The 24045-nt window shown below is 41.1% G+C and carries 14 protein-coding genes; 11 read left to right on the top strand and 3 right to left on the bottom strand.

All coding sequences use genetic code 11. The features are described from left to right. Window positions 1–295: 295 nt before the first annotated feature. Window positions 296–2242, top strand: a complete 1947-nt coding sequence (locus HMPREF2904_RS07400) for a C69 family dipeptidase (RefSeq protein ID WP_070661512.1) — start codon at window positions 296–298, stop codon at window positions 2240–2242. Window positions 2243–2403: 161 nt separating this feature from the next. Here the strand turns inward: HMPREF2904_RS07400 and galU are convergent, their stop codons facing one another. After that, complete coding sequence (galU, locus tag HMPREF2904_RS07395) at window positions 2404–3312, bottom strand: UTP--glucose-1-phosphate uridylyltransferase GalU (RefSeq protein WP_070661510.1); 909 nt, start codon at window positions 3310–3312, stop codon at window positions 2404–2406. Window positions 3313–3357: 45 nt separating this feature from the next. Beyond that, complete coding sequence (locus HMPREF2904_RS07390) at window positions 3358–4374, bottom strand: NAD(P)H-dependent glycerol-3-phosphate dehydrogenase (protein ID WP_049506735.1); 1017 nt, start codon at window positions 4372–4374, stop codon at window positions 3358–3360. A gap of 273 nt (window positions 4375–4647) precedes the next feature. On the opposite strand from HMPREF2904_RS07390, the gene HMPREF2904_RS07385 reads away from it, so the two are divergent. From HMPREF2904_RS07385 to HMPREF2904_RS07365, 5 genes are all read left to right on the top strand, one after another. Next, the gene (locus HMPREF2904_RS07385; protein ID WP_070661507.1) at window positions 4648–5337 is read left to right on the top strand and encodes a gamma-glutamyl-gamma-aminobutyrate hydrolase family protein; all 690 of its coding nucleotides are present in this window, start codon (window positions 4648–4650) and stop codon (window positions 5335–5337) included. Between the two features lie 114 nt (window positions 5338–5451). Further along, window positions 5452–7455, top strand: a complete 2004-nt coding sequence (locus tag HMPREF2904_RS07380) for a DUF2079 domain-containing protein (RefSeq protein ID WP_070661503.1) — start codon at window positions 5452–5454, stop codon at window positions 7453–7455. A 162-nt stretch (window positions 7456–7617) separates the two neighbouring features. Beyond that, window positions 7618–9363 (top strand): Ig-like domain-containing protein, encoded by a 1746-nt coding sequence (locus HMPREF2904_RS07375; protein WP_070661500.1) that lies wholly within the window; start codon window positions 7618–7620, stop codon window positions 9361–9363. Window positions 9364–9434: 71 nt separating this feature from the next. Next, window positions 9435–10394, top strand: a complete 960-nt coding sequence (locus HMPREF2904_RS07370) for a glycosyltransferase PgfS (RefSeq protein WP_070661704.1) — start codon at window positions 9435–9437, stop codon at window positions 10392–10394. A gap of 17 nt (window positions 10395–10411) precedes the next feature. Beyond that, entirely contained in the window at window positions 10412–13339 is a 2928-nt protein-coding gene (locus HMPREF2904_RS07365; protein ID WP_070661497.1) for a glycosyltransferase PgfM1, read from the top strand. Between the two features lie 93 nt (window positions 13340–13432). Here HMPREF2904_RS07365 and HMPREF2904_RS07360 read toward each other — a convergent pair whose 3' ends face one another. Then, window positions 13433–15247, bottom strand: coding sequence for an LPXTG cell wall anchor domain-containing protein (locus tag HMPREF2904_RS07360; RefSeq protein ID WP_070661494.1), 1815 nt, complete (start codon window positions 15245–15247; stop codon window positions 13433–13435). A gap of 427 nt (window positions 15248–15674) precedes the next feature. On the opposite strand from HMPREF2904_RS07360, the gene HMPREF2904_RS07355 reads away from it, so the two are divergent. The 5 genes from HMPREF2904_RS07355 to HMPREF2904_RS07335 form a co-directional block, all read left to right on the top strand. Further along, window positions 15675–16121, top strand: coding sequence for a dUTP diphosphatase (locus HMPREF2904_RS07355; RefSeq protein WP_023919767.1), 447 nt, complete (start codon window positions 15675–15677; stop codon window positions 16119–16121). Window positions 16122–16130: 9 nt separating this feature from the next. Continuing rightward, a complete protein-coding gene (locus tag HMPREF2904_RS07350; protein ID WP_070661491.1) occupies window positions 16131–16598 on the top strand; it encodes an isochorismatase family protein in 468 nt (155 codons plus the stop codon). 20 nt (window positions 16599–16618) lie between these two features. Next, entirely contained in the window at window positions 16619–17956 is a 1338-nt protein-coding gene (gene radA, locus HMPREF2904_RS07345) for a DNA repair protein RadA (RefSeq protein ID WP_128861153.1), read from the top strand. Window positions 17957–18089: 133 nt separating this feature from the next. Then, on the top strand, window positions 18090–18584 hold the full coding sequence (locus tag HMPREF2904_RS07340; protein WP_070661489.1) for a beta-class carbonic anhydrase: 495 nt from the start codon (window positions 18090–18092) through the stop codon (window positions 18582–18584). Between the two features lie 252 nt (window positions 18585–18836). Continuing rightward, window positions 18837–24045, top strand: a 5209-nt coding sequence (locus tag HMPREF2904_RS07335) for a Spy0128 family protein (RefSeq protein WP_256263258.1), incomplete at its 3' end; no start/stop codon positions are given.

Raw genomic sequence — 24045 nt, 5'->3', positions numbered from 1 at the left:
ATTACCGATTTCTGTCCCACTCTCTTTTTTTCCTAAAAAATGTAGTGCAATCGTAAACTAACAGAAAATTGTTTGAAATGCAAAGAATTGTATATATTTATTATAATATGTTTGCAGAGGTCAAGTGAGCCCTCTATTGCTAGGTCCATAGAGAAGGTAATCATGGGTAAAGAGGTATAAAAATGCAAAATAGAAAGCGCTTGCAAAAGGATTGAGAAAGTTGTAAACTGGAGATATAAAAACTAAAAATAGTGCTATTTTGTCAAAAGTAGTGCAAAAACAAAGGAGATTTGCCATGAAAAAATGGTTGTTAAAACTCTCATTGGTAGCGATGACACTCTTACTCCTACCAATTCAAGCTGTTCAAGCCTGTTGCGGTTTTATCATTGGTCGCCAATTGACCAAGGATGGGACCACTCTCTTTGGTCGGACAGAAGATTACCCTTACTATCCAAATGGTGGAAAGCACAACAAAAACTTTGTGGTTGTTGATGCGAAGAACTATAAGGAAGGGGATCAACTGGAAGACGAATCCAATGGTTTTACCTATCCACATGCTGCCAGTGAAATGAAATACACAGCGACTTATGACTCTGCTCGTGGAGATGGTAGTAACGGTGCCTTTGGTGAACATGGATTTAACGAAGCCGGCGTCTCTATGACCTCAACTGTTACAGCAATTCCAAATAAAAAAGTCTTGAAGACTGACCCATTGACAGAAAAGGGAATTCCAGAAGCTGCTATGTTGGACGTGGTTTTACCACGCGTTAAGTCTGCTCGTGAAGGAGTTGAATTCCTAGCTAAAGTCATTGAAGAAAAAGGATCAGCAGAAGGGAATGTTGTCGTTTTTGCAGACCAAAAAGAAACTTGGTATATGGAAATTCTTTCTGGTCACCAATATGTAGCGGTAAAAGTCCCAGAAGACAAATATGCAGTCTTTGCAAATACCTACTACCTTGGTCATGTGGATTTGAATGACAAGGAAAATGTGATCGCTTCGAAAGATGTTGAAAAAGTAGCCAAAGAATCTGGTAACTACAAGACAGATAAAGACGGTAACTTCCATATTGCTAAATCTTATGGACCAGAAAAATATGCTGAAGGAGACCGTTCACGTACTTACGCAGGAATCACTCTTTTGGATCCAAAATCAAAAGTGACTTATGAAGATGATGAATACGAACTCTTCCGCTCACCAACAGATCCAAACAAGAAATTTACTTTGGAAGATGCCTTTGCTCTCCAACGCAACCGTTTTGAACATTTGAATGGTCGTTTTGTTCCAGACGATCAAATTGGTGTCAAGAAACAAGGGGATAATGGTAGCAATGATGCTGTTCGTAAAGACCAATACAAGTATGCTTTAGGAAACGAAAACGTTATCGATGCCCATGTCTACCAAATCAATCCAAAACTTCCAAAATCATTTGGTGGTACTTTATGGCTTGGTATGGGGCCATCTCGAAACACTCCTTATGTTCCATTCTATGGTAATCTAAAAGATACTTACGAAGCCTTCAAACCTCAAACAGCAACTTATGATCCAAATTCATGGTATTGGACAGTATGGCACATTGACAATATGGCGATCAATAACCAAGATGTCTTTGGAAAATCAGTCCAAGATCACTGGAAAGCTCTTGAAAAACAATTTATTGTTGATCAAGAAAAGAAAGATATTGAATATTATTCATTGAAAGATCAACCTGAAGCTGCAAAAGCTGCCGAAGATAAGGTAACAAAAGATGCACTGGAATTGTCTGATCGTCTTTTCCAACACTTCAAAGATTATGAAAAATTAATGGAAAAACAATTAGAGGCAGCTGGACGTAAATCTGATCCATATCGTGCTTCTCAACCAGATAATTATAAAGATCCTGAAGAACCTAAGAAACCAGATACACCAAAAGTTCCAGAAAAACCACAAATCAATGAAGATGTGAACAAAATTAAAATTCCGGCTCCAGATTATGTAGCAACACCTTCCAATAAAGACATTCCAGCAAATGCAGAAGGAAATCCAAATAATCGCTTTGGCTATGCTGCTAACAAGGATAAACAACCAGCTGTATCTTCGAAAGTAGAAACGCCTGTGAAGCCAGAAGAAAAAGTTCAATCTCCGGTTGAAGCTCCTGTAGTAGGAAACAGTGTAAACAACAATAATCGCTTTGGTTCTAATTTCAATCCAGGCGAAATTGAAACTTTCCCAAATACAAATTATTCTTACAATGTTCATCCTTAAACAATAAGAATAAAAAGTAAATTGGACCAAGTCCAATGAAACAAAAGAGGCCGGATTTTTATCCAGCCTCTTTTTTATAAAAAAAGACTGACCATTGTAAGGCAGCAAAGCTCTTACATGATATGGCCAGTCTCTTTTGTATTCTTTAGATTTGAGAATGATTAGTCTGCAGTTTGTTCAGATGCTTCTAATTTTTTTCCAAGGTCGATAATATATTGTTTAAGATCATCTTTGACTTGAGGGTGTTTCAAGGCATAGTCAATCGAAGTTTTCATGAAGCCGAATTTATCACCGACGTCGTAGCGTTGGCCTTTAAATTCACGGGCAAAGACTCGTTGGGTCTTATTGAGGGTATCGATTGCATCTGTCAATTGAATTTCATTGCCAGCACCTGGTTCTTGATTTGCAAGAATATCAAAGATTTCAGGAGTCAAGAGGTAGCGTCCGATAATAGCGAGATCACTTGGAGCGTCCTCTGGGTTTGGTTTTTCGACAAACGTTTCAACGCTATAAAGACCGTTAATGCCTTCGCCTTGAGGTGCGATCACACCGTAAGATGAAACCTCTTCGTGAGGGACTTCCATCACAGCGATGGTTGACGCATGGGTTTCATTGTAGTCGTTCATCAATTGTTTGGTCAATGGCAAGGCATCATCATTAGTGATGTCCATCAGATCATCTCCCAACATAACGACAAAAGGCTCGTTTCCAACAAAGGCCTTGGCTTGAAGAACAGCGTCTCCTAAACCTCGAGGGTGACTTTGGCGGATGAAGTGAAGATTGATCGCTGTTGTATCATTGACCAACTTGAGTAAGTCAGTCTTGCCTTTTTGCTCGAGATTGTATTCCAATTCGAAGTTAGAATCGAAATGGTCTTCGATCGAACGTTTGGCCTTCCCTGTTACGACAAGGATTTCTTCAATCCCAGATTTCAGAGCCTCTTCTACGATAAATTGGATCGTAGGTTTGTCAACGATTGGCAACATTTCCTTTGCCAAAGCTTTGGTAGCTGGGAGGAAGCGCGTCCCCAAACCAGCCGCAGGAATGACTGCTTTTCTAACTTTAGTCATATAGTTTCCTTTCTAAAAGGTAGGATTGATGTTAGGGTGGTTGACTTATTTCCACTCGTTTTCTTCTTTAAATTCATTGCTCATCATGTGGTGGATGGCTTCGCGGATATCTTTTCCTTCGTAGATGACTTGGTAAATGGCCTGTGTAATCGGCATGTAGACATCCAATTCTTGGGCCAGCTCGTGGGCGACTTTGGTCGTAGAGATCCCTTCAATGATCATGCCCATGTTGGCTTCGATGTCTTCCAATTTTTCGCCGCGTCCGAGCGCGTCCCCAGCTCGCCAGTTGCGAGAGTGAACAGAAGTTCCGGTAACGATCAAGTCACCGACCCCAGACAAACCGCTATAGGTCAATGGGCTAGCTCCGAGCTTAACGCCAAGGCGCGTGATTTCAGCGAGACCGCGCGTGATGATGGCTGCTTTGGCATTGTCCCCATAACCAAGACCGTGCAAGGCTCCAGCTCCGACCGCGATGATATTCTTCAAGGCTCCAGCAGTTTCCACTCCGATAACATCTGTATTGGTATAGAGGCGGAAGTAGTGATTGCTAAAGAGTTCTTGAACATAGCGTGCAGCTTCTAAATCTTTTGAAGCTGCTGTAATGAGGGTGATGTCCCGTACGATGGTCTCCTCTGCATGACTCGGTCCAGAAACGACCACTACTTCACTGCGAAGAGAAGCAGGGATTTCTTCTTCAAGGATTTGAGAAATCCGATCGTGTGTACCAGGTTCGAGCCCTTTAGAAGCGTGCATGACTGTGACAGGGTGATCCAGTGTTTCAGCGACTTGTCTAGCGACCAAGCGGGTCACCTTTGTAGGAACGACAAAAAGGATAGCATCCACACCGTCCAAAGCAGCTTTCAGATCGGTCGTAGCGGTAATTTGATCGCTAATAACGATGTCTTTGAAATAGCGTTGATTGGTATGAGTGGTATTAATTTCATCGATTTGTTCTTGGATATTTCCCCAGAGACGGACTTCATGGCCGTTATCATTGAGGACTTGTGAAAGGGCTGTTCCCCATGAACCAGGACCCAATACTGCAACGGTTTGTTTTTCCATTGTATCTTCCATTTCTATGTCTATTTTTTCAACAAGGCTAGGAATCTAGCGCTTGCACCTTCGAAACGGCCTAATGTGTGCCTTGAAGGACGATTCTATTTTCCTCTCTATTTTAACATAATATAGGTAAAAAAACTTGTATGATCATCAATTGTTTTGTGAGGAAGGTGAGGGTGATAAATAAAATCTATCACGGTTTTAAAAAATACATATTAGACACTATCACTAATGGGTGGTAAGATAAGTAGTAGTTAAAATGAAGGAGGAATGAATATGTGCAGAACAATTGTTGGAGTATCCGCTAATCTCTGTCCGGTTGATCCGGAAGGGAAAAACCTTCATTCCTCCGTGTCTAGTCAATTTGCGGAAGGGATCCGTCAAGCAGGTGGACTTCCAATGGTCATCCCGATGGGAGACCCTTCCTTGGTTAAGGACTATGTTGAAACGATTGACAAATTGATCTTAAGTGGAGGCCAAAATGTCGATCCTAGTCTCTATGGCGCAGAAAAAACGATCGAAAGCGATGATTACAATATCGAACGTGACCAATTTGAGCTTGCCCTACTGAAGGAAGCAGTTCGCCAAAACAAACCGGTTCTAGGAATCTGCCGTGGAGTTCAGTTGATCAATGTGGCTTTTGGAGGAACACTCAATCAAGAGATTGAAGGGCATTGGCAAGGTCTTCCATTTGGGACTTCCCATTCTATCGAGACTAAAAAAGGCAGTGTGGTGGAGCAACTTTTTGGTCAGGCCAGTCGAATCAATTCTGTTCACCGTCAAAGTATCAAGGATCTTGCACCAAATTTCCGTGCGACCGCCTTTGATCCGCGCGATCACACCATCGAAGCGATTGAAGCAGTAGACGGCCATCGGATTATGGGCTTGCAGTGGCATCCAGAATACTTGGTCAATGAAGAAAAAGGGAATTTAGAACTCTTCCGTTATTTATTACAGGAATTATAAGAAAAAGAGAGGTTGAATTGGTATCAGCCTCTCTTTTGGTATGGTTATTACTATCTAGAAATAGTAAGGGTTTTGTGCTAGAATAGGAACTACAATTGGGAGGTATTGATAGAAATGAAACTTGCTAAGACAATGAACCGTAACTATTTATGGTTGCTTCTAGGTTCTTATTTTGTGGCCATGATGGTCAATCTATTGAGTTTTTCAACAAAGGAATTATTTCTAGAACTTGGTAAAGTAGGATGGACCCATACGGTCCTTGCTTTGTTCATTAGTTATCCTATTCTTTGGTTTTTGACGGAGAGCAAGAAGTATATCTGCATACAAAAATTGAATCTCTGGTTCGTGGCAGGTATCCTATTTATTTCTATTTTGAAAAGTCCGAGCCTATTTATGTCATTGGGCCTAGTGTTGCTCTCACTGGTCTTGTTTCTATATTTTTATTTAGGAAAAGAAACAATCGCTTATATCTTCTTAGCGGTAGATGTCTTGTCTTTTCCGAAATTGTTGCTACAAACCAGTGCCAATCTTCAAGATAAGGAACTGGGAATCTTTACGTTTACGATTTCTGAATCGAAGTTGCCTACTTTGATTTGGCCAGTATTAGTAGCCGTTATCGTTGCCGTCCTGATCGGTTTTCTTCTCTCCAAGGTTTCTTTTGCTAAAGTTAATGAAACCTGGGTTCGAAGACTCACAGTGCTGACAATAATAGGTGGTATTTTCTATGTGCTCTATCTATCGATTGTTGCCTATTATAAGATTAAAGCCAACGCGGTCTCTTCTTTTGATATTGGAATCTTTTCACAAATGTTTGAGAGAATGAGACATGATTTTTCACAAGTTACCACCCTCGAAAGAGATAGGGCCTTATCGCATTTCGGAGTCCATATTTCTCCTATTTATTATTTGATCTTGCCCTTTTATATGCTATTTCCTTATGTGGAAACATTGGATATCGCTCAAACAGTGATTGTCTTTTCTGCAGTTATCCCGCTTTGTTTGATTCTAAAGAAAATACAATTGCCAAAAGTCATGACGCCGCTCGTGCTTGCCCTCTTTTTTGTGACTCCGGTCATGACAACGAGTGGTGGATTCCATTTGCATGAAAATTGTTTTTTGCCTCCATTGATACTTTGGTTGTTCTACAGCCTAATTTCTCAGTGGCGTGGAAGAACTATCTTGTTCACCTTGTTGCTCCTTTTTGTGAAAGAGGATGCCTTTGTCTACGTGCTGTCCTTAGGACTTTATTTTGCTTTTCAACATCGTTTTACCTTCGAGGCCAAGTTTAAAAAGTGGTTGTATCTCAGCCTGTTTGCCTTACCGATACTTTATTTTGCATTTGCCATGTTCCTCTTAGCAAGATATGGCGAGGGAGCTATGGTTTCACGATACAATAATCTATTATTGAGTGGGGAAAACGGTCTCCTGATGGTTGTGAAAAATGTAGTCCTAAGTCCGCTTTATGTTTTGGGAAGTTTATTTACAGCGAAAAGACTTGGCTACCTCTTTTTGGTCCTATTTCCTTTTAGCTTTTTGCCACTGATTCAGCGACGTTGGTCTACCTATTTTCTGATGTTGCCCCTTTTTCTCATTAATTTATTGATGGATTGGCCTTACCAATATGATATTGGTTTTCAGTATAGCTATGGTTCGGTCACGCTTCTATTTTTGATGGCCTTATTGTCCATCGATCAATTAAGTAAGAACCAGTTGGCATCAAATAATGCATTGTTGGCTCTACTAGCTTCTTCCATCATTTTTTCAAGCGCCATTCTATATAGTTTTACGCATAACTGGAATTTTGAAATCCAATACTATCAAACACGTAGAGACTATTTTGACGGGCTCGAAAAGACCTTGCAGGCTATCCCTAAAGATAAAGCGGTCTTAGCAGCAGGTGGCTATACGCCGAGTCTTCGCAGCCATGAAAAATTGTATGATATTTTCTACCATAATGACAAAAAGCTTGATTCTAGGATTGACATAGTGGTAGTTCCAAGGGAAATGCAAGAGGAAAAAAATGGCTATTCTGAAACTGCCACTCTAAACCTCTATAAAGAATCAGGGTATAAAGAGAGCAACTTATCTACAAAAGATGTGCTGATTTTGGAAAAATAACTGTTTGAAAGAGGGAGACTTAGTTAGAAAAAATTCACAAGCCAAATAGCCCTTAAATATACAAAAGATGGATTTTTTGTTCAATAACCTTGACTTCTTCACTATGTTTTGCTATATTGTATGCGTTGATTTATAAAAAATCATCCTGGAAAGGGAGAAAAAATGAAAAAAGTAGCGATTTATTTATCAATAGTGTTTTCGCTATTATTTGTATCTTTTACACTTTTTTCGAAAAGTGTCAGTGCAGAAACGTCTAAAAAAGTAGACGTGATTAATTCTATCAATTTGAGCAATGACTCTGGGGGAGAATTGACAGGGTCGCTTGGATTGTATGATCGGTTTCGTGTGAATGCAACATTCGCATTGGAAGGAAAAAATGTCAAAGAGGGAGACACTTCTGAATTAGTATTAGAAAATCCCTTGATCATTGATTCTACTAATTTTGAAATTAAGGATAAGAAAACTGAAAAAGTTATCGCTAACGCAGTAGTGGATAAGGATACCGGTAAGATTGTTCTGACATTTACAAAATTTGTGGAAACAAAAAATGATGTGTCAGGTTCTTTCTTCTTCTACTCAATGATAGACCGACAAAAACATCCACAGGGTGGCGATGTTCCGGTTACTGTGAAGGTGAATAATAAAACCAAATTCACCGGTAAGGTAAAAGCCGGCGAAGTGGGCCAAGGCGGAAAATATATTGTTGCTAAGTCAGGCTGGGATGTCAACAAGGAACACAAGCAAATTGGTTTTAGAATCTCTGTTAACCGAACAGGGGAAGCTATTCCGAATGCAGTGATTACCGATACATTGAAATCTACAGGAGTCTCTTATACAGAAGGTAGCTTTAAAATTTATAAAGGGACCTTTAAATACGACAACGGCTGGAAGCTCGAGAATAAAACGGATGTCACCAATGATTACGCCATTAACGTTTCAGGAAATTCATTTTCTGTCAACCTTGGTAGCTTGTCAAAAGATGATCACTTTGTGATTGAATATACAGCAGACTTGAGCTACATGCCTGTAGATGGTGAAAAAATCGAAAATAATGTGACTATTTCTGGAAATGGTTCTGAAATTAACCATGCATCTAGTGCTGTCAAAATCCAAATTGCAGGTGGAACCGGAGTAGCTTACGACTTTGGTATCAAGATCCATAAAGTAGACGAAAATAACAAGTCTCTTAAAGGAGCTAAGTTCCAAGTTATTCGTGTAGCCAACAATCAACTGATTGGAGAGTTTGAAACAAATAAGGATGGTGAGATTGTTGTCAAAAACCTTTTGAGAGACCAATATATCATCAAAGAAATTTCAGCTCCAGAAGGATATGACTTGGCAGCAGATACTGTTGTTGAAGCTGGTGAATTTAAAACACCAAAAACACCAGTATCTAAGACCATTGTAGACCAAAAGACAACCACAACCACAACAACGACAACGACAACGACTACTGCAGAGCCAACCACCACGACGACTACTACTGCAGAGCCAACGACAACTACAACAACTACTGCAGAGCCAACCACCACGACGACGACTACTGCAGAGCCAACCACCACAACAACGACTACTGCAGAACCAACGACAACGACGACGACTACTGCAGAGCCGACAACCACAACAACGACTACTGCAGAGCCAACTACAACTACAACGACTACTGCAGAACCAACAACAACCACCACAACAACGACAACTCCAGAGAAACCGGTGACTCCAGGAAGTGAAGAATCAACGACGACGACCACGACTGGAAAACCAGGACCAAAAGGTGGAAACAATGGAGGAGGGCGTAAAGTGCTTCTTCCTAATACAGGTGAAGTTGTAGCAACTGGATTTGTATTCTCAGGAGCCTTTGTGTTAGCAGGTGCAGTCGTATTGAAACGAAAATTGTCTATTAAATAAACAATGAGTTTCTATATAAGGGGAGAGCATGAGCTCTCTCTTTTTTGGGAATGTATTATGGAGAAAAAGGGATGAAATTATCAATCTTAATAACCCTCTTGAATGAGGAGCTGGTACTTCCTCAAACCCATCGTGAAATTTCTAATCAGCTTGAGCAAATGTTAGGGAAAGAACTCTCTGATTATGAAATCCTCTACATCGATGATGGAAGTAGTGACAAGACCTTTGAGTTAATTGAAGAATTTGCAAGAGAAAACGACCGCATCAAATATATCCGTTTCAGTCGAAATTTTGGACGAGAGAGTGGCATCTTGGCTGGTTTTAAATATGCCAGTGGGGATGCGGTGATGGTCATGGACGGAGATCTCCAGCATCCACCATACTTGATTCCCTTATTCTTAGAAGCTTATAATGAGGGCTATGATATTGTTAGTGGCCAACGAACTCGTGAAGGAGAATCTTTTGTAGGAAGTTCCTTTGCACGTTTGTTTTACTTCTTGTCAAATCGCTCCATGGATGTGCACCTAACAGATGGAAAATCTGAATTAAGACTGGTTAGCCGAAAAGCGATGGAAGCCTTTGTGTCAATGCCAGAGTACAATCGCTTTAATAAAGGTTTGTATGAATGGATTGGTTTTAAAGAGAAAGTAATTCCTTATAAGAATGAAACCCGTAAGGCTGGAAAGAGCAAGTTTGGTTTTAAGAAATCTTTGAATTATGCGATTCAAGGAATTATTTCTTTTAATGATCGTCCTCTCCGTGTTTGTATTCAATTCGGTTTCATCTGTTTAGGGCTGGCTCTATTATATCTAGTTTTTGAGTTGATGAAATATATCTTCGCTGCTGGGAATTATGTGAGTGGTTATTTCACAACGATTGCGGCTATTATATTATTTAGCGGAGTTCAACTCATCTCCATCGGAATTCTTGGAGAGTATATTGGCAAGATCTATTACGAAGTGAAGCGTCGTCCTCATTTCATTATTGAAGAGACTAATATCGAACAAGCGAAGAAAAATCATATCGGCTAAAGAAGATAGGAGAAAACATGTTAATCTGGTTCATGCGTTGGCAAGAGTTTTGGAAAAAACATCCAAAGAAAGTTCTCTATGCTGCAAGTGCCCTGCTCCCAATGACCATCATGCTCATTGTGTGGGCTTTTATAGGGATGTATCCTTTTGGAAGCAAGAGTCTGATGGCTGTTGACTTTGGACAGCAATATATCAGTTTCTTTGGCTTATTAAAAAATGCCATCTTGACGGGGGATCTATCTAGTTTGAGTTATTCTTTCACCAAGTCTCTTGGTGGAGATATGATCGGTGTGCTCGGCTACTATTTAATGAGTCCCTTCAACATCATCTATATTCTAGCTCCTCTCAAATATTTTGGAACAGCAGTATTTTTAACCATTTGGCTCCGCTACGGGGCAATCGGTCTATCCTTTGCTTTCCTTTTAATCAAGCGCTACAAAGGATTAGAATCTAGAAAATGGTTGGTTCCATTATTCTCGACAGCCTATGCCTTGTCAGGGATGTTGGTTTCCTATCAGATGAACATCATCTTCTATGATGCCATGATCATGCTGCCAATTGTGATTGTGTATTTGGAAGAATTATTAGATGGGAAATCTCCTTATCGCTATGCTTTTGCTCTGGGATTGACGGTCTTACTTCAGTTTTACATGGGCTATATGATCTCCATTTTCATCGCTCTGTATGCTTGCTACTATGTATCGCCAAGATTGCTGATTGAAGGGTATCTGAAGACAAAGATTAAAAACTTTAGTATCCCTTTGTTGCAAGCGGTGATCTATTCGATTATTGGGATTGCGACAGCTTCAGTCTTGCTCTTGCCTGTATTTTTCAACCTGATTGAAAGTAAGGGGCAAGTTGGCGGAGGCATGACCTTCTCATTTGCCTTCCAAATTAACCCCTTAGATATTCTTTCTAAGTTGGTTGTTGGTGGCTTTGATACAACCTCAGGATGGTCAGCGGGTCCCAACCTTCCCAATATTTATATTGGAGCGCTCGGCTTTCTTGGTTTTATCTTTTATTTCCTATCGCAAAAAGTTGGAAAAGCCAAAAAATGGGCTGCAGGGATTGTTACCCTTATTTTCCTGATTTCCTTTGTCAATGAATTTGTCAGTAAGATATGGCATATGGGACAAAACCCAGCCGGTTTCTTCTTCCGTTTTTCTTGGCTGTTTTCATTCTTTATGCTAGTCCTAGCTTATCAAGCGATGAAGCAGAAGATCGTTATTTCCAAACGAACCAACTGCATCATCGGTTTGGGCTTGCTCTTGTCGGTAGTTTATCTCTATTTCCATCAGTATAGTTTTATCTCAAAGACTCAACCGCAAACGATCAGCCGTTTCCTCTCTAAGTTCTCTATTCTAAGTGTTCTGGGAATAGCAGCGGTGACCTGCTTCATCTTCTATGCGTATTGGGAAAAATCTCAGAAGAGCCAATTGGAAAAAATGATTCGAATGGCTCTAGCAGCGGTCATCTTAGTGCTAGCTGCTGTCTTATTAAAGACAGGCTATCTCTTGTCGCAAGTGGGGATTACAGCGATGCTCTACCTGAGCATTCTCTTTATCCTAAACTTTAAGATCTCACGTTTATCCATGATTGTCGTATCTGTGCTCACAATCTTTGAGTTTGGCTATAATGCCTATTTGTCCCAAGTAACATTTGGGTATGATGATGTGCACAAGTTTGCAGATGCGACCGTTTCGGTCAAGCGCGTGACAGACAATATCCAAGAAAATGCAGATCAAAAATTCTATCGGATTGCCACAGATTTTGCTTATTCCAGAACAGTTCCTTCCTTGGTGTCCTATCCAGGTCTAAGTACCTTTAGTTCAAGTTTGGAACGTAGCACCATGGATCACTTTGCTTTCATGGGAGATCTTGGAGTCAATGCGGCGACCCAATATTCAAACGGGACACCTTTGACAGATGCTTTATATGGTGTTCGTTACTTTATGAGTGCCAAGGACTTTGATCCTAAGGAGATTGAAGCCAATCCGGATAAGATGTACTTTTATCGATTTACAGACCGCTTTGATCTGCATCGCTATTTCACAGACAAGGTCTATGAGGACAAGCGTTATGTCGTCTATAAGAATCCAAATTCCTTCCCACTTGCATACGGGACTAACAGTCTGGTAAGGAATATTCAATTTGGTGCCAATAATGCCTTTGCTAACCAGAATATTATTTTGAACTCCATGGAGGGACATCAAAAGGCCAATAATGATACCGTTGAGTACTTTAAACCGTTGGCGTTCAGCTCGATCGAGACCGAAAATGTGATTGAAGAAAAGGTCAATAAGGAAACGGGAGAAGCCATCTATAAGAGAGCGGATTCGTCAAAAGATGCCATTATTCGTTATAAGGTCACTCCGCGTACCAATTACACCTATTATTTCTTTACTCCTGTATCTTTGATCCAAAACCAAGATTACTCGGTTTTACTCAATAATAAATGGTTGCTCAATGCTAAAATTTTCACGCAAAGACAAATTTGGCAGTTGACAGATCAAACTGAAAACCAAGAAACCGTTATTGAATTTAGATTTAGAACAGACCACATCGATATGAGCAATGCAGGTGTTTATCGCGCCGACGTTGATCAGATTCAACAGGTATTAGAAAACCGGAAGAAACAAGGTTTACAAGTAACCAAGTTTTCAAATACCCATATTGTTGGTGATGTGTCTATCACAGATGATAGTAACTATATGATGACTTCTATTCCATACAGCGATGGCTGGAAAGTGAAAGTGGATGGAAAGTTTGTCAAAACCGAAAAAGCATGGAATGCATTCTTATCCTTCCCAATCTCAAAGGGAAATCATAAGGTTGAATTCGTCTTTAGACAAAAAGGCGTGATCCTGGGTGCTTTATTATCTATTGTTTCTGTTGCTTACCTCGTCATTCAAATGAGACGAAGCAGAAGTGATGAAGGGCAATAAGGAGCGAGAGTATCAAAAACTGTTATAAGCACAAAAAAAGATCGCATCCAATTGGATGCGATCTTTTTTTATATGATCCGCACTTGCGAACGATTAATTATTAGAAATCTTGCGTTTCAAGATGACGGCTCCTGATAGGATGGCAACGCCGATCAAGATAACACCAGTAGCGACTGCTTCACCTGTTTTCGGAAGGAATGTCTTGCGACCTCCGTTTGAAGTTGTGGTGCCAGAATCACCTGGGTTACCAGGTTTGGTCGTAGTCGTTGTTGGCCCCTCTGGCGTTGTTGTCGTAGTCGGCGTAGGCCCTGGTTTTTCAGACGTAGTTGTAGTCGTCGTAGTAGTTGTAGTGGTTGTCGGCGTAGGTTTTGGACCTTCCGTCGTTGTTGTTGTAGTTGTTGGCTCTTGAGTCGTCGTAGTCGTTGTTGTAGGTTCTTCAGTTGTTGTTGAAGTTGTTGTTGACTCTGGAGTTGTTGTAGTGGTAGTAGGTGTAGGTTCCTCAGTTGTTGTCGTAGTCGTTGTTGGCTCTTGAGTCGTCGTAGTAGTTGTTGTCGGCTCTTGAGTCGTTGTAGAGGTTGTTGTCGTAGTAGTAGTTGTAGTGGTTGTCGTAGTCGTTGTCTGTTCTTTTGGATTGACGATCGTCTTCGTAACCTTATGATCCTTACCAAAATCTTCAGCATTTACGACGGTGTCAGCCTCCTTGATCGTATAACCCGCAGGGGCCTCGGTTTCTGTTAAGATGTATTTATCTTTTAAGAGCGCATTAACCGTAATATCTCCGTTCTCATCTGTAACGTATTCCCCAATCACTTGGTTGTTGGCTTGACGAACGATTTTAAACTTAGCTCCAGCAAGTGGCTGACTTTCATCGTTTACCTTGTGGACATGAATTGTAAAGACATAACCGACACCAGATCCTCCTGCGACTTGGACAGCGGCTGTGTTTGTCACATCTTTTGTTTCAAACTGCTTTCCTTTAAGGGTAGCATCGTTTTTAAGAAGTTCCCCGTCTACAGGCTCGTAATTTAAGCGAACATCATAATCAATCCGATATTGATCGTTTTCGCTAATGTCCCCCAGATTGACAACAAAAGATTGACCATCTTCACTGATGGTAACAGGGTGTTGATCCGTTACATCAACACGATTTGAAAAGACCCATTCACCTGCTTCAAATGAGAACTTCCCTTTGATGACTTTGATGCTGTCTTTTACATAGGAAGCATTTGTAAATCTCAAATGATCTTCAATAGTGACTTCTTTGATATTTTGTTTACTTTTATTAACAGAAATAGTATAGGTGACTGTTTTATGGTCGTTGTCATTCACCCAACTAGTTTTTGATAATGGAGTTGGGTTACCGTCTCCGACTCCTTTAAAGGTAACCTTCCCGCCGATCTTGGTTTCTCCATTGACGGTAATTTCAACAGGGACTTCCCCTTGTTGAGGGTGTTTCTTAAAGTCGATCCGCGCATAGAAGAAGAAGGATCCCTGGGTATCTGAGTGTTTTTCGACATAGTCAGTGTAAGTCAATGACAATTTCTTATTGTCTTTGTCAACCGTTGCGTGGGCAATGACCTCATTCGTATTGACATCACGAATTTCAAAACTTTGCGACGTAATGATCAAAGCATCTGGAACGGTGAGATCAGTCGTATCACCTTTTTTGACATTCTTACCAGCTAAGTCGAAATCAGCATTGATACGAAATGTTGCCCATTGTCCTAATTCCCAATCAAGGTTGCCACCTTCATTATTGGTAACTTTGATATTTTTGATTGTATCGACCAATTTTCCGCTTACTGTCACTCCAGGAGTTTCTGCTGAAGTGCGATTCAGACCTAAAGCGAAAAGCATGGCCACTAAACAAAGGACAAATGAGAAAATTTTGATATTCCTATTCTTCATCTTATCTTCCCTTTTCATAAAAAAATTAGTGCCTAATCATCAATACCTGATTACTTTTAACGATATGGACCTTTCAAATCCTATCTGTTGGTAATTAGAATTGAGTGCTGAGACACGACCTCCATTAAATAATTTTATAGGGTAAAATATTTTACTTTTAAAATTATTCCCTACACAGGGAATTATAGCAAAAATAATAATTGGCTTCAAGCTAAAATCGGTGAAATTAGGTGTTTTTAAGCTGTTTCATTAACTTTCACTTTCTTTTAGAAAACAACCATGAAAGTATCATATAATTTACAAATAATGAAGGTGAAAAAGGAGGTTTTTACTCAAAAAATACGAATAGTAGTATAGGGGAGACGCTAGGGCAAAGTGATGGTATAATAGAAGAGATGGAAACTATTTAGATAAAAGAGGAATTATGATGACAAAAATTCGCGGATTTGAGCTTGTATCAAGCTATACCAATCAGGACTTACTGCCAAAACGGGAAACGGCCCACGCGGCTGGTTACGACTTAAAGGTGGCAGAGCGCACGGTGATTGCTCCAGGGGAAATCGTCCTCGTGCCAACTGGGGTCAAGGCCTATATGCAAGCGGGTGAAGTGCTTTATCTTTACGATCGCTCGTCCAACCCTCGCAAAAAAGGCCTGGTCTTGATCAACTCTGTGGGGGTCATTGATGGAGACTACTATGGCAATCCAGGAAATGAAGGCCATATCTTTGCTCAGATGAAAAATATTACCGACCAGGAAGTTGTTCTTGAAGTTGGTGAACGTGTGGTTCAGGCTGTCTTTGCTCCTTTCTTAATTGCAGATGGAGATGAGGCGGATGGCGTGCGGACTGGTGGATTTGGGTCAACAGGGAAATAGAGGAATAAAATGGCAGACTATTTATTAGTTGTAGACATGCAGTCAGATTATGTTGCTGTAGGAAAAGCATATCATGAAGAACTGACTGCAGCTGTAAATGACAAAATTGCTACCTATCCTAGCGAACGAGTTATCTATATTCTCAATCGTTTTTTCTGGGAGAGAAAAGATAGAAAGAAGAAATTTGCGACCGGCTTGCTGGTTGTATCTTCTCGTATTTTTGAGAAGCGTCGGGCTTCTTGTTTTACTAATCCAGATTTAAAAGATTTTTTAGAGGGAAACGGTGCTAAAAGCATAGAGTTTATAGGGGTAGATGGCAATAGCTGTGTCAAGGCTTCCGTTTTGGCAGCTGTCAAGGAGAATTATCAGGTTTCTGTTGATTTGTCTGCTGTCGGAGTTGCCAACCAGAAGAAATTTCAAAATACATTGTATAAGTGGCGCTCTATAGGAGTCGCAGTAGAAGGAGAATCATCATAGCTAAAAAAAAATCAACTTTTATTTGTCAAAATTGTGCTTACAACTCACCCAAATATCTAGGTCGCTGTCCAAACTGTGGGTCTTGGTCTTCTTTTGTTGAGGAAGTTGAGGTCGCCGAGGTTAAGAATGCGCGTGTGTCCTTGACGGGTGAAAAGACCAAACCCATGAAATTAGCTGAGGTGACTTCTATCAATGTGCATCGAACTAAGACGGAGATGGAGGAGTTTAACCGAGTGCTTGGTGGCGGGGTTGTGCCAGGAAGTCTCGTCCTCATCGGTGGGGATCCTGGGATTGGGAAATCGACCCTCCTCCTTCAAGTATCGACCCAGTTGTCTCAAGTGGGAACGGTTCTCTACGTCAGTGGAGAGGAGTCAGCCCAGCAGATTAAGTTACGAGCAGAGCGCTTGGGGGATATCGACAGTGAGTTTTACCTCTATGCTGAGACTAATATGCAGAGCGTGCGAGCAGAAGTGGAGCGAATCCAGCCTAACTTCCTCATCATCGACTCGATTCAGACCATTATGTCTCCTGAGATTTCAGGGGTGCAGGGATCAGTCTCTCAGGTGCGCGAGGTGACGGCTGAGCTCATGCAACTGGCCAAGACCAATAACATTGCTATCTTTATCGTAGGGCATGTGACCAAGGAAGGAACCTTGGCAGGACCTCGGATGCTGGAGCACATGGTGGATACGGTTCTCTACTTTGAAGGGGAGCGCCACCATACCTTCCGGATCCTGAGAGCGGTCAAGAACCGCTTTGGCTCGACCAATGAGATTGGGATTTTCGAAATGCAATCAGGTGGCTTGGTCGAGGTTCTCAATCCTAGTCAGGTCTTTCTGGAAGAACGTTTGGATGGTGCGACCGGATCCTCTATCGTGGTTACCATGGAGGGGACACGTCCGATTCTAGCTGAAGTGCAGGCCTTGGTGACTCCGACCATGTTTGGGAATGCCAAGCGGACGACAACAGGGCTGGATTTTAACCGGGCTAGTCTCATCATGGCGGTGCTAGAAAAACGAGCGGGCTTGCTCCTCCAAAATCAAGATGCATATCTCAAGTCTGCTGGTGGTGTCAAATTAGATGAGCCTGCCATTGACCTAGCGGTTGCAGTTGCTATTGCCTCGAGCTACAAGGATAAGCCAACCAATCCTCAGGAGTGTTTCGTCGGAGAGTTGGGCTTGACAGGAGAAGTCCGTCGAGTCAACCGGATCGAACAGCGGATCAATGAAGCTGCCAAACTTGGTTTTACCAAGATTTATGTTCCGAAAAATTCTCTGACGGGGATCACGACACCATTAGGGATCCAAGTGGTCGGTGTGAGTACACTGTCTGAAGTCTTGAAGAAAGTATTTCAATAGTAGAAAAGTCTTAAACGGGAAGTTTAAGACTTTTTTCAGATGTGACAGATGACAGGAGGTCCCCTCTGACAGAAAGGATCAGATGTGGTAAAATAATAGATGATTTGAATTTCAAAGGAATAAAGGAGAGACCATGTCTTATTTTGATAATTTTTTAACAGCCAACCAAGCTTATGTGGCGCTACATGGAGACCTCCGTCTGCCGATTAAGCCCAAAACACAAGTCGCTATCGTGACCTGTATGGATTCTCGTCTTCATGTGGCGCCTGCACTAGGGCTGGCTCTTGGAGATGCTCATATTTTGCGGAATGCTGGAGGGCGCGTGACAGAGGACATGATCCGGTCTTTGGTCATCTCCCAGCAGCAGATGGGCACCCGTGAAATTGTGGTCTTGCACCATACAGACTGTGGCGCTCAGACCTTTGAAAACGAGGGCTTCCGTCAGCATCTCAAGAAAGAACTGGGAGTGGATGTGGGAGATCGCGATTTCCTACCCTTTCAAGATATTGAAGAAAGCGTCCGTGAGGATATGGAGCTTTTAAAATCTTCTCCTTTGATTCCAGAGGATGTGATTATTTCAGGAGCTGTGTATGATGTCGATACCGGTTTGATCTCAGAAGTGAAATAAGTATATAGAAGAGTATAAGAAGAAAGAACGATCTCTGTTTTCCTGTATTCTTCTTTTTTGCTGTAAAAAAAGTGAACTAAATAGGAAAAAATATGACAATTTAGCACAAATTATTAAAAAATATGTAGTATAATATGACATTTTAACAAGAGTATTACATTTCAATTTCAACAGATTGACTCTCGATGTCAAGGATGTTACAATTTTATTTGTATCATGGAATCATGAAATATGAAAAAGGAGATCCTATACATGAAGGATGTATTTAATAAGCGTCAGCGCTTTTCATTGCGAAAATATAGCGTTGGGGTTTGTTCAGTTCTTTTAGGAACGGCACTCTTTGCTGCAGGAGCTCAATCTGCGTCAGCGGATGAAGCAACAGCAGCCTCTGAATCTGCGGGAACAGCAGCTTCAGAAGCAGCGCAACCTGCTACATCAGAGTCAAGTCAAGCAGAAGCACCAGCGGCTTCTAAGGCATACGGGGAAGGGGCATCAGTTCCAAAAATTGACCTTTCTGGGACTACTGCTACAACTTCAGAAACACCAGCTTCAGCGACTGAAAAAACTGAGGCAGCTGCAACACCAGCTGCTACAGAAAATAAGGTGGCGACAGCTGAAACTAAAAGAACTGAAGAAGCTTCAAAACCACTAAACGTTGGTTCATTGCCAGAAATCGCTCTACCAACAGCGAAAAAGGCAGAAAGCAGCTCTAAACCAGCTTCTACCACAGCACAACCTACTGCAACCAGTGCCGCGGCAAGTGAAAACTCAGAAGCACCAGCTGCAAGTGAAACATCAGAAGAAACTCCTGTGGCTCTCAATCATACAGTGAATCCAACTTCACTTCGTGGTACAGGAACTACTGTAGCAGATCGGGCAACGACTGAAGATCGTAGTGCAACACTTGATCGCGCTGCAACTGATATGACAAATGCAGGAGCTTTAGCCGTCAGCAACCGTCGTCGTGGTAAACGTGATTTGACAGACCATAATGTGACACCGATTGATGTTGTAACGACCATTGCTTCGAATGTTTCTGCTAACCCTGACATGACAGATCCTAACGGAGCATCTGTGCACTCTCAAACAACTCCAGCTGGTTACCAAGCTAAAGAAGGTGACGTCTATACTTATGGTATCTGGAATCTTACAAAATACAATGAGCGTTACAACACAAACTACTATGCACGTGCGTATAAAAGCTTTGATGCTTCAACAGATACCACAGTTGAATTGATTGATAAGAATACTGGTAATATTGTTGAAACACACACAATTACTGCAACTAGTGGTATTCAAAAATTCACTACAACAGGTCAGAAATCTAATAAAGAGTTGACATTACAAGTGGATTACCAAGCAGGTGCTGGTCAAGGACCTGGTAAGACAGACCAACCATTCATTCAAATGGGATTTGAAGTTGGATCAGAGATTCAAGCTTTAGTAGCTGCTGGTCATAACCTGACTCCAGCTGAACAAGCTCGTTTTGATGCTGTTTATGCAGCACGTAACTCAAACGATATTATCAATGTGGTTGAACCTGTTTATAATGGTCGTCAAGTTACGGATACAAACTTTAAGATTCCTACCAATGTTGAAAAGACTACTTACTATAAACTTGTTGACAAGGCAAACCCTACCTATAAAGCAACTGGTAAGTCTGTTACAACTCCGGACTATAAAGAAAATGGAAGTGAAACTGAGTTAGCCAAATATACTCTGAAAGCGATGGAAGGTCAAAACTTCACAGCTTCTGGAGAACGTCAATTTACAAAGACTGAAAAACTCACGGATAAAATTACTAGAGAAACAGCTTATACCCTATATCAAACAGCTGATCCAGATACAACTTCTGGTTATGTAAGCCGTCCTTACACCGTTGGTACCAAATTCATGGATGCTGAGCGTGCTGGGATTAAACGTATCAAGGAAATCGTTGGTGAAGATGGATCTGTAGTGGTTCGTGTTTACCTACTAGATCCAAAACAACAAAGCAAACGTTCAGATGGCACTTTGAACACTGATGGCTATATGTTGCTAGCAGAAACGGCACCAATTAAGCCGGGTGAAGCAAATACTAAAGAACTAGTTGTTAAGAAATCACCTCTTAATACAATAGCTTTCACTGGTACTGACGGCGTTAATCATCCAAATGGTAAGACAGTTCCGTTCGATTTCCAATGGGCTGCTAACTACACTCCGTATAAGACAGTCTTTGTTCCTTTCTTGGGAGACAATATCGGTCACCTTTCACCAAATTCACAATTGGAACGTGGAGTAGGAGGTATTGGTACCAACGTTGACTTGCTCAACTCCTTGACACCATACAAACAACCAATCTACTACTATGACAAGACAGAAACTATCAAGGTAAAACCTGAGGTTGAAAAACAACTGGAAGGTCGTGTGCTAGTTGATGGTGAATTTAACTTCAAGATTAAAGAAGTGAGCAAAAATAAATCACTTCCTTCATATGAACAAGAAGTCACAAATAAAGATGGTAAAGCATCCTTCCCAGAATTATCATTCAAAGAAGAAGGTACTTATACCTACACTATCACTGAATTAAAAGGTTCTGACAAGGATGTCGACTACGATGCCATGGAAGTAACCATGACTGTAAAGGTTACGAAAAATGCTGCGGGTGATTTAGAAGCTTCAGTTAAATACAGTGGTACTGGTGGATTCGCTTCAAGTGCAGATGATAAAGTCTTCAACAACTATGTTGTAGCTCCAGTTAAGACGAAATTTGACTTCAGCAAGGCTCTTGCAGGTCGTGAGTTGAAAGCTGGTGAATTCAACTTTGTATTGAAAGATGCAGATGGTAAGACTCTTCAAACAAAGACAAACACTAAAGAAGGTGTTGTAGCCTTTGATGACTTGACCTTTGACAATACTCAAGTTGGTACTCACAAATACACTGTAGAAGAAGTTATCCCAGAAAATAAAGAAGCTGGTATGACTTACGATACAATGAAGGCTGAAGTGACCATCACTGTTACGAAGGAAGGTCACGTTCTTAAAGCAACGAACACTCTTCCATCAGATACAGAGTTCAACAATACCTTCACTCCAGGTGCGGTGAAAGTTAACCTTGACTTTGATAAATCACTTTCAAACGGTACTTTGAATGCTGGTGATTTCAGCTTTACCTTGACTGGTGATAACAATGTTAATGAAACTGTAACCAACAAAGCTAACGGTAAGATTAACTTTAGCGAATTGTCATTTGATAAAGAAGGTGTCTACAACTACACTGTTAAAGAAGTGAAAGGCAACAAGGCCGATGTAGACTACGATGAAATGACAATCGGCGTGAAAGTGACCGTTACGAAAGATGCTGCAACAGGTCTCTTGAGTGCCAAGACTGAAATGACTTCAACAGGTGGTGAAGCAACTGGTAAGGATGACAAGACATTCAACAACCACGTTGTGGCTCCTGTGACTGCTCAATTCGACTTCAGCAAGGCTCTTGCAGGTCGTGACTTGAAAGCCGGCGAATTTAGCTTTGTATTGAAAGACAAAGATGGTAAAGTCCTTCAAACAAAACAAAACGATGCTAGCGGACGTGTTCGTTTCGATGCCTTGACATTTACAAATGCTCAAGTGGGTGACCACAAGTACACTGTAGAAGAAGTTCAAGGTTCTGAAGCAGGTATGACTTATGACCCAATGAAAGCGAACGTAACAGTAACTGTTACGAAGTCAGGTCATGCGCTTACTGCTGTTGCAACTCTTCCAACAGATACAGAGTTCAACAATACCTTCACACCTGCTGCTACACAAGCTCAATTCAAGTTCACTAAACGTCTTGAAGGTAAAGCACTTGAAGCAGATGCCTTCACATTCGAATTGCTTGAAAATGGCAATGTGATCCAAACCAAGAAAAACAAAGCTGACGGATCTATCACATTTGATGCGATTGAATACAACGCTGTAGGTGAACACACTTACACTGTGCGTGAAAAAGCTGGAACAGATACAAACATCGACTACGATCCAATGAACGCAGTCGTAACCGTTAATGTAACCAAAAATGCAGCTACAGGTCTCTTGAGTGCAGCAGTTACAATGCCTGAAGATACTGAATTCAACAACTATGTGGTATCTCCAGTTGTAACGAAATTTGACTTCACTAAGAAATTGGCTGGTCGTGAATTGAAAGCCGGTGAATTCAGCTTCGTATTGAAAGATGCTGCTGGTAACGAAGTTGAAACAGTGAAAAATGATGCTGCTGGTAACGTAACCTTCTCAGAATTGTCATTCGACAATACGAAAGTTGGTACTCATACGTATACAGTAGAAGAAGTGATTCCTGCAGACAAAGAATTTGGAATGACTTACGACCAAATGAAAGCAACTGTTACAGTTGAAGTTGCCAAGAACGGTCACTCATTGACAACTGTTACAAACGTTACATCAACTGGTGGTAAAGATGCCAACGGTAAGGCTACTGATGGTACTGCAGATAAAGAATTCAACAACAAAGTCACTCCTCCAGAAACTCCAGAATTCCAACCCGAAAAATTTGTCGTTTCTAAAGAGAAATATGACATCACTGGTAACAAGTTGATGGATGACGACGATGAGTTGACAAATGAATACACTGAAACAAATGCAGATCCATATGTAGACAAGACAAACAACAACGAACCAGAAAACTTGAATACTAAGACAGTTAAACGTGGTTCTAAATTGGTTTACCAAGTATGGCTTGATACGACTAAATTCACTGAAGCGAACAACATCCAATACGTTGGTGTATCTGATACATACGACGCTGATAAATTGGACGTTAATGCAGCGGACATCAAAGCATATGATTCAGTAACTGGTGCAGAAGTAACCAATAAATTCGACATCAAAGTTGAAAATGGTACGATCACTGCAACTTCTAAAGACGAATTTATCAAAGATAAAGTAAATGCTCCTGTTATCGACACAACTAAGTTTGAGTTTGGACGTTACTATAAATTTGATATCCCAGCAACTGTTAAAGAATCTGTTAAAGCTGGTGCTGATATTGAAAATACAGCCAACCAAACAGTTCACGTTTACAACCCAGTAAGCAAGACAGTTGAAAAACCGGAAAAACCAACACAAAAACGTGTCAACAGCGTTCCAGTTCCAGTGGAAATGAACTTCACGAAACGTTTGGAAGGTCGTGAACTTCAAGCCAACGAATTCGAATTCGTATTGAAGAAAGACGGCGTTGAAGTTGAGCGCGTGAAGAATGACGCTGCTGGTAAGATCGTCTTCAAGACTCTCGAGTTTGGTCGCGATGATCTTGGTAAGACATACAACTACACAGTAGAAGAAACTCCTGGTACAGATGCAACTGTCAAATACGACACAATGGTTGCTACTGTTAAAGTGGTTGTTTCACACGATGGTACAGCTAAAGCAATCGTTGCCAACGTAACAGACGCTGCTGATAAAGAATTTAACAACCGTGTAACAC

The sequence above is a fragment of the Streptococcus sp. HMSC072G04 genome (assembly GCF_001813295.1).
Classification (GTDB): domain Bacteria; phylum Bacillota; class Bacilli; order Lactobacillales; family Streptococcaceae; genus Streptococcus.
This window is presented reverse-complemented; position numbering and strand designations above follow the sequence as displayed.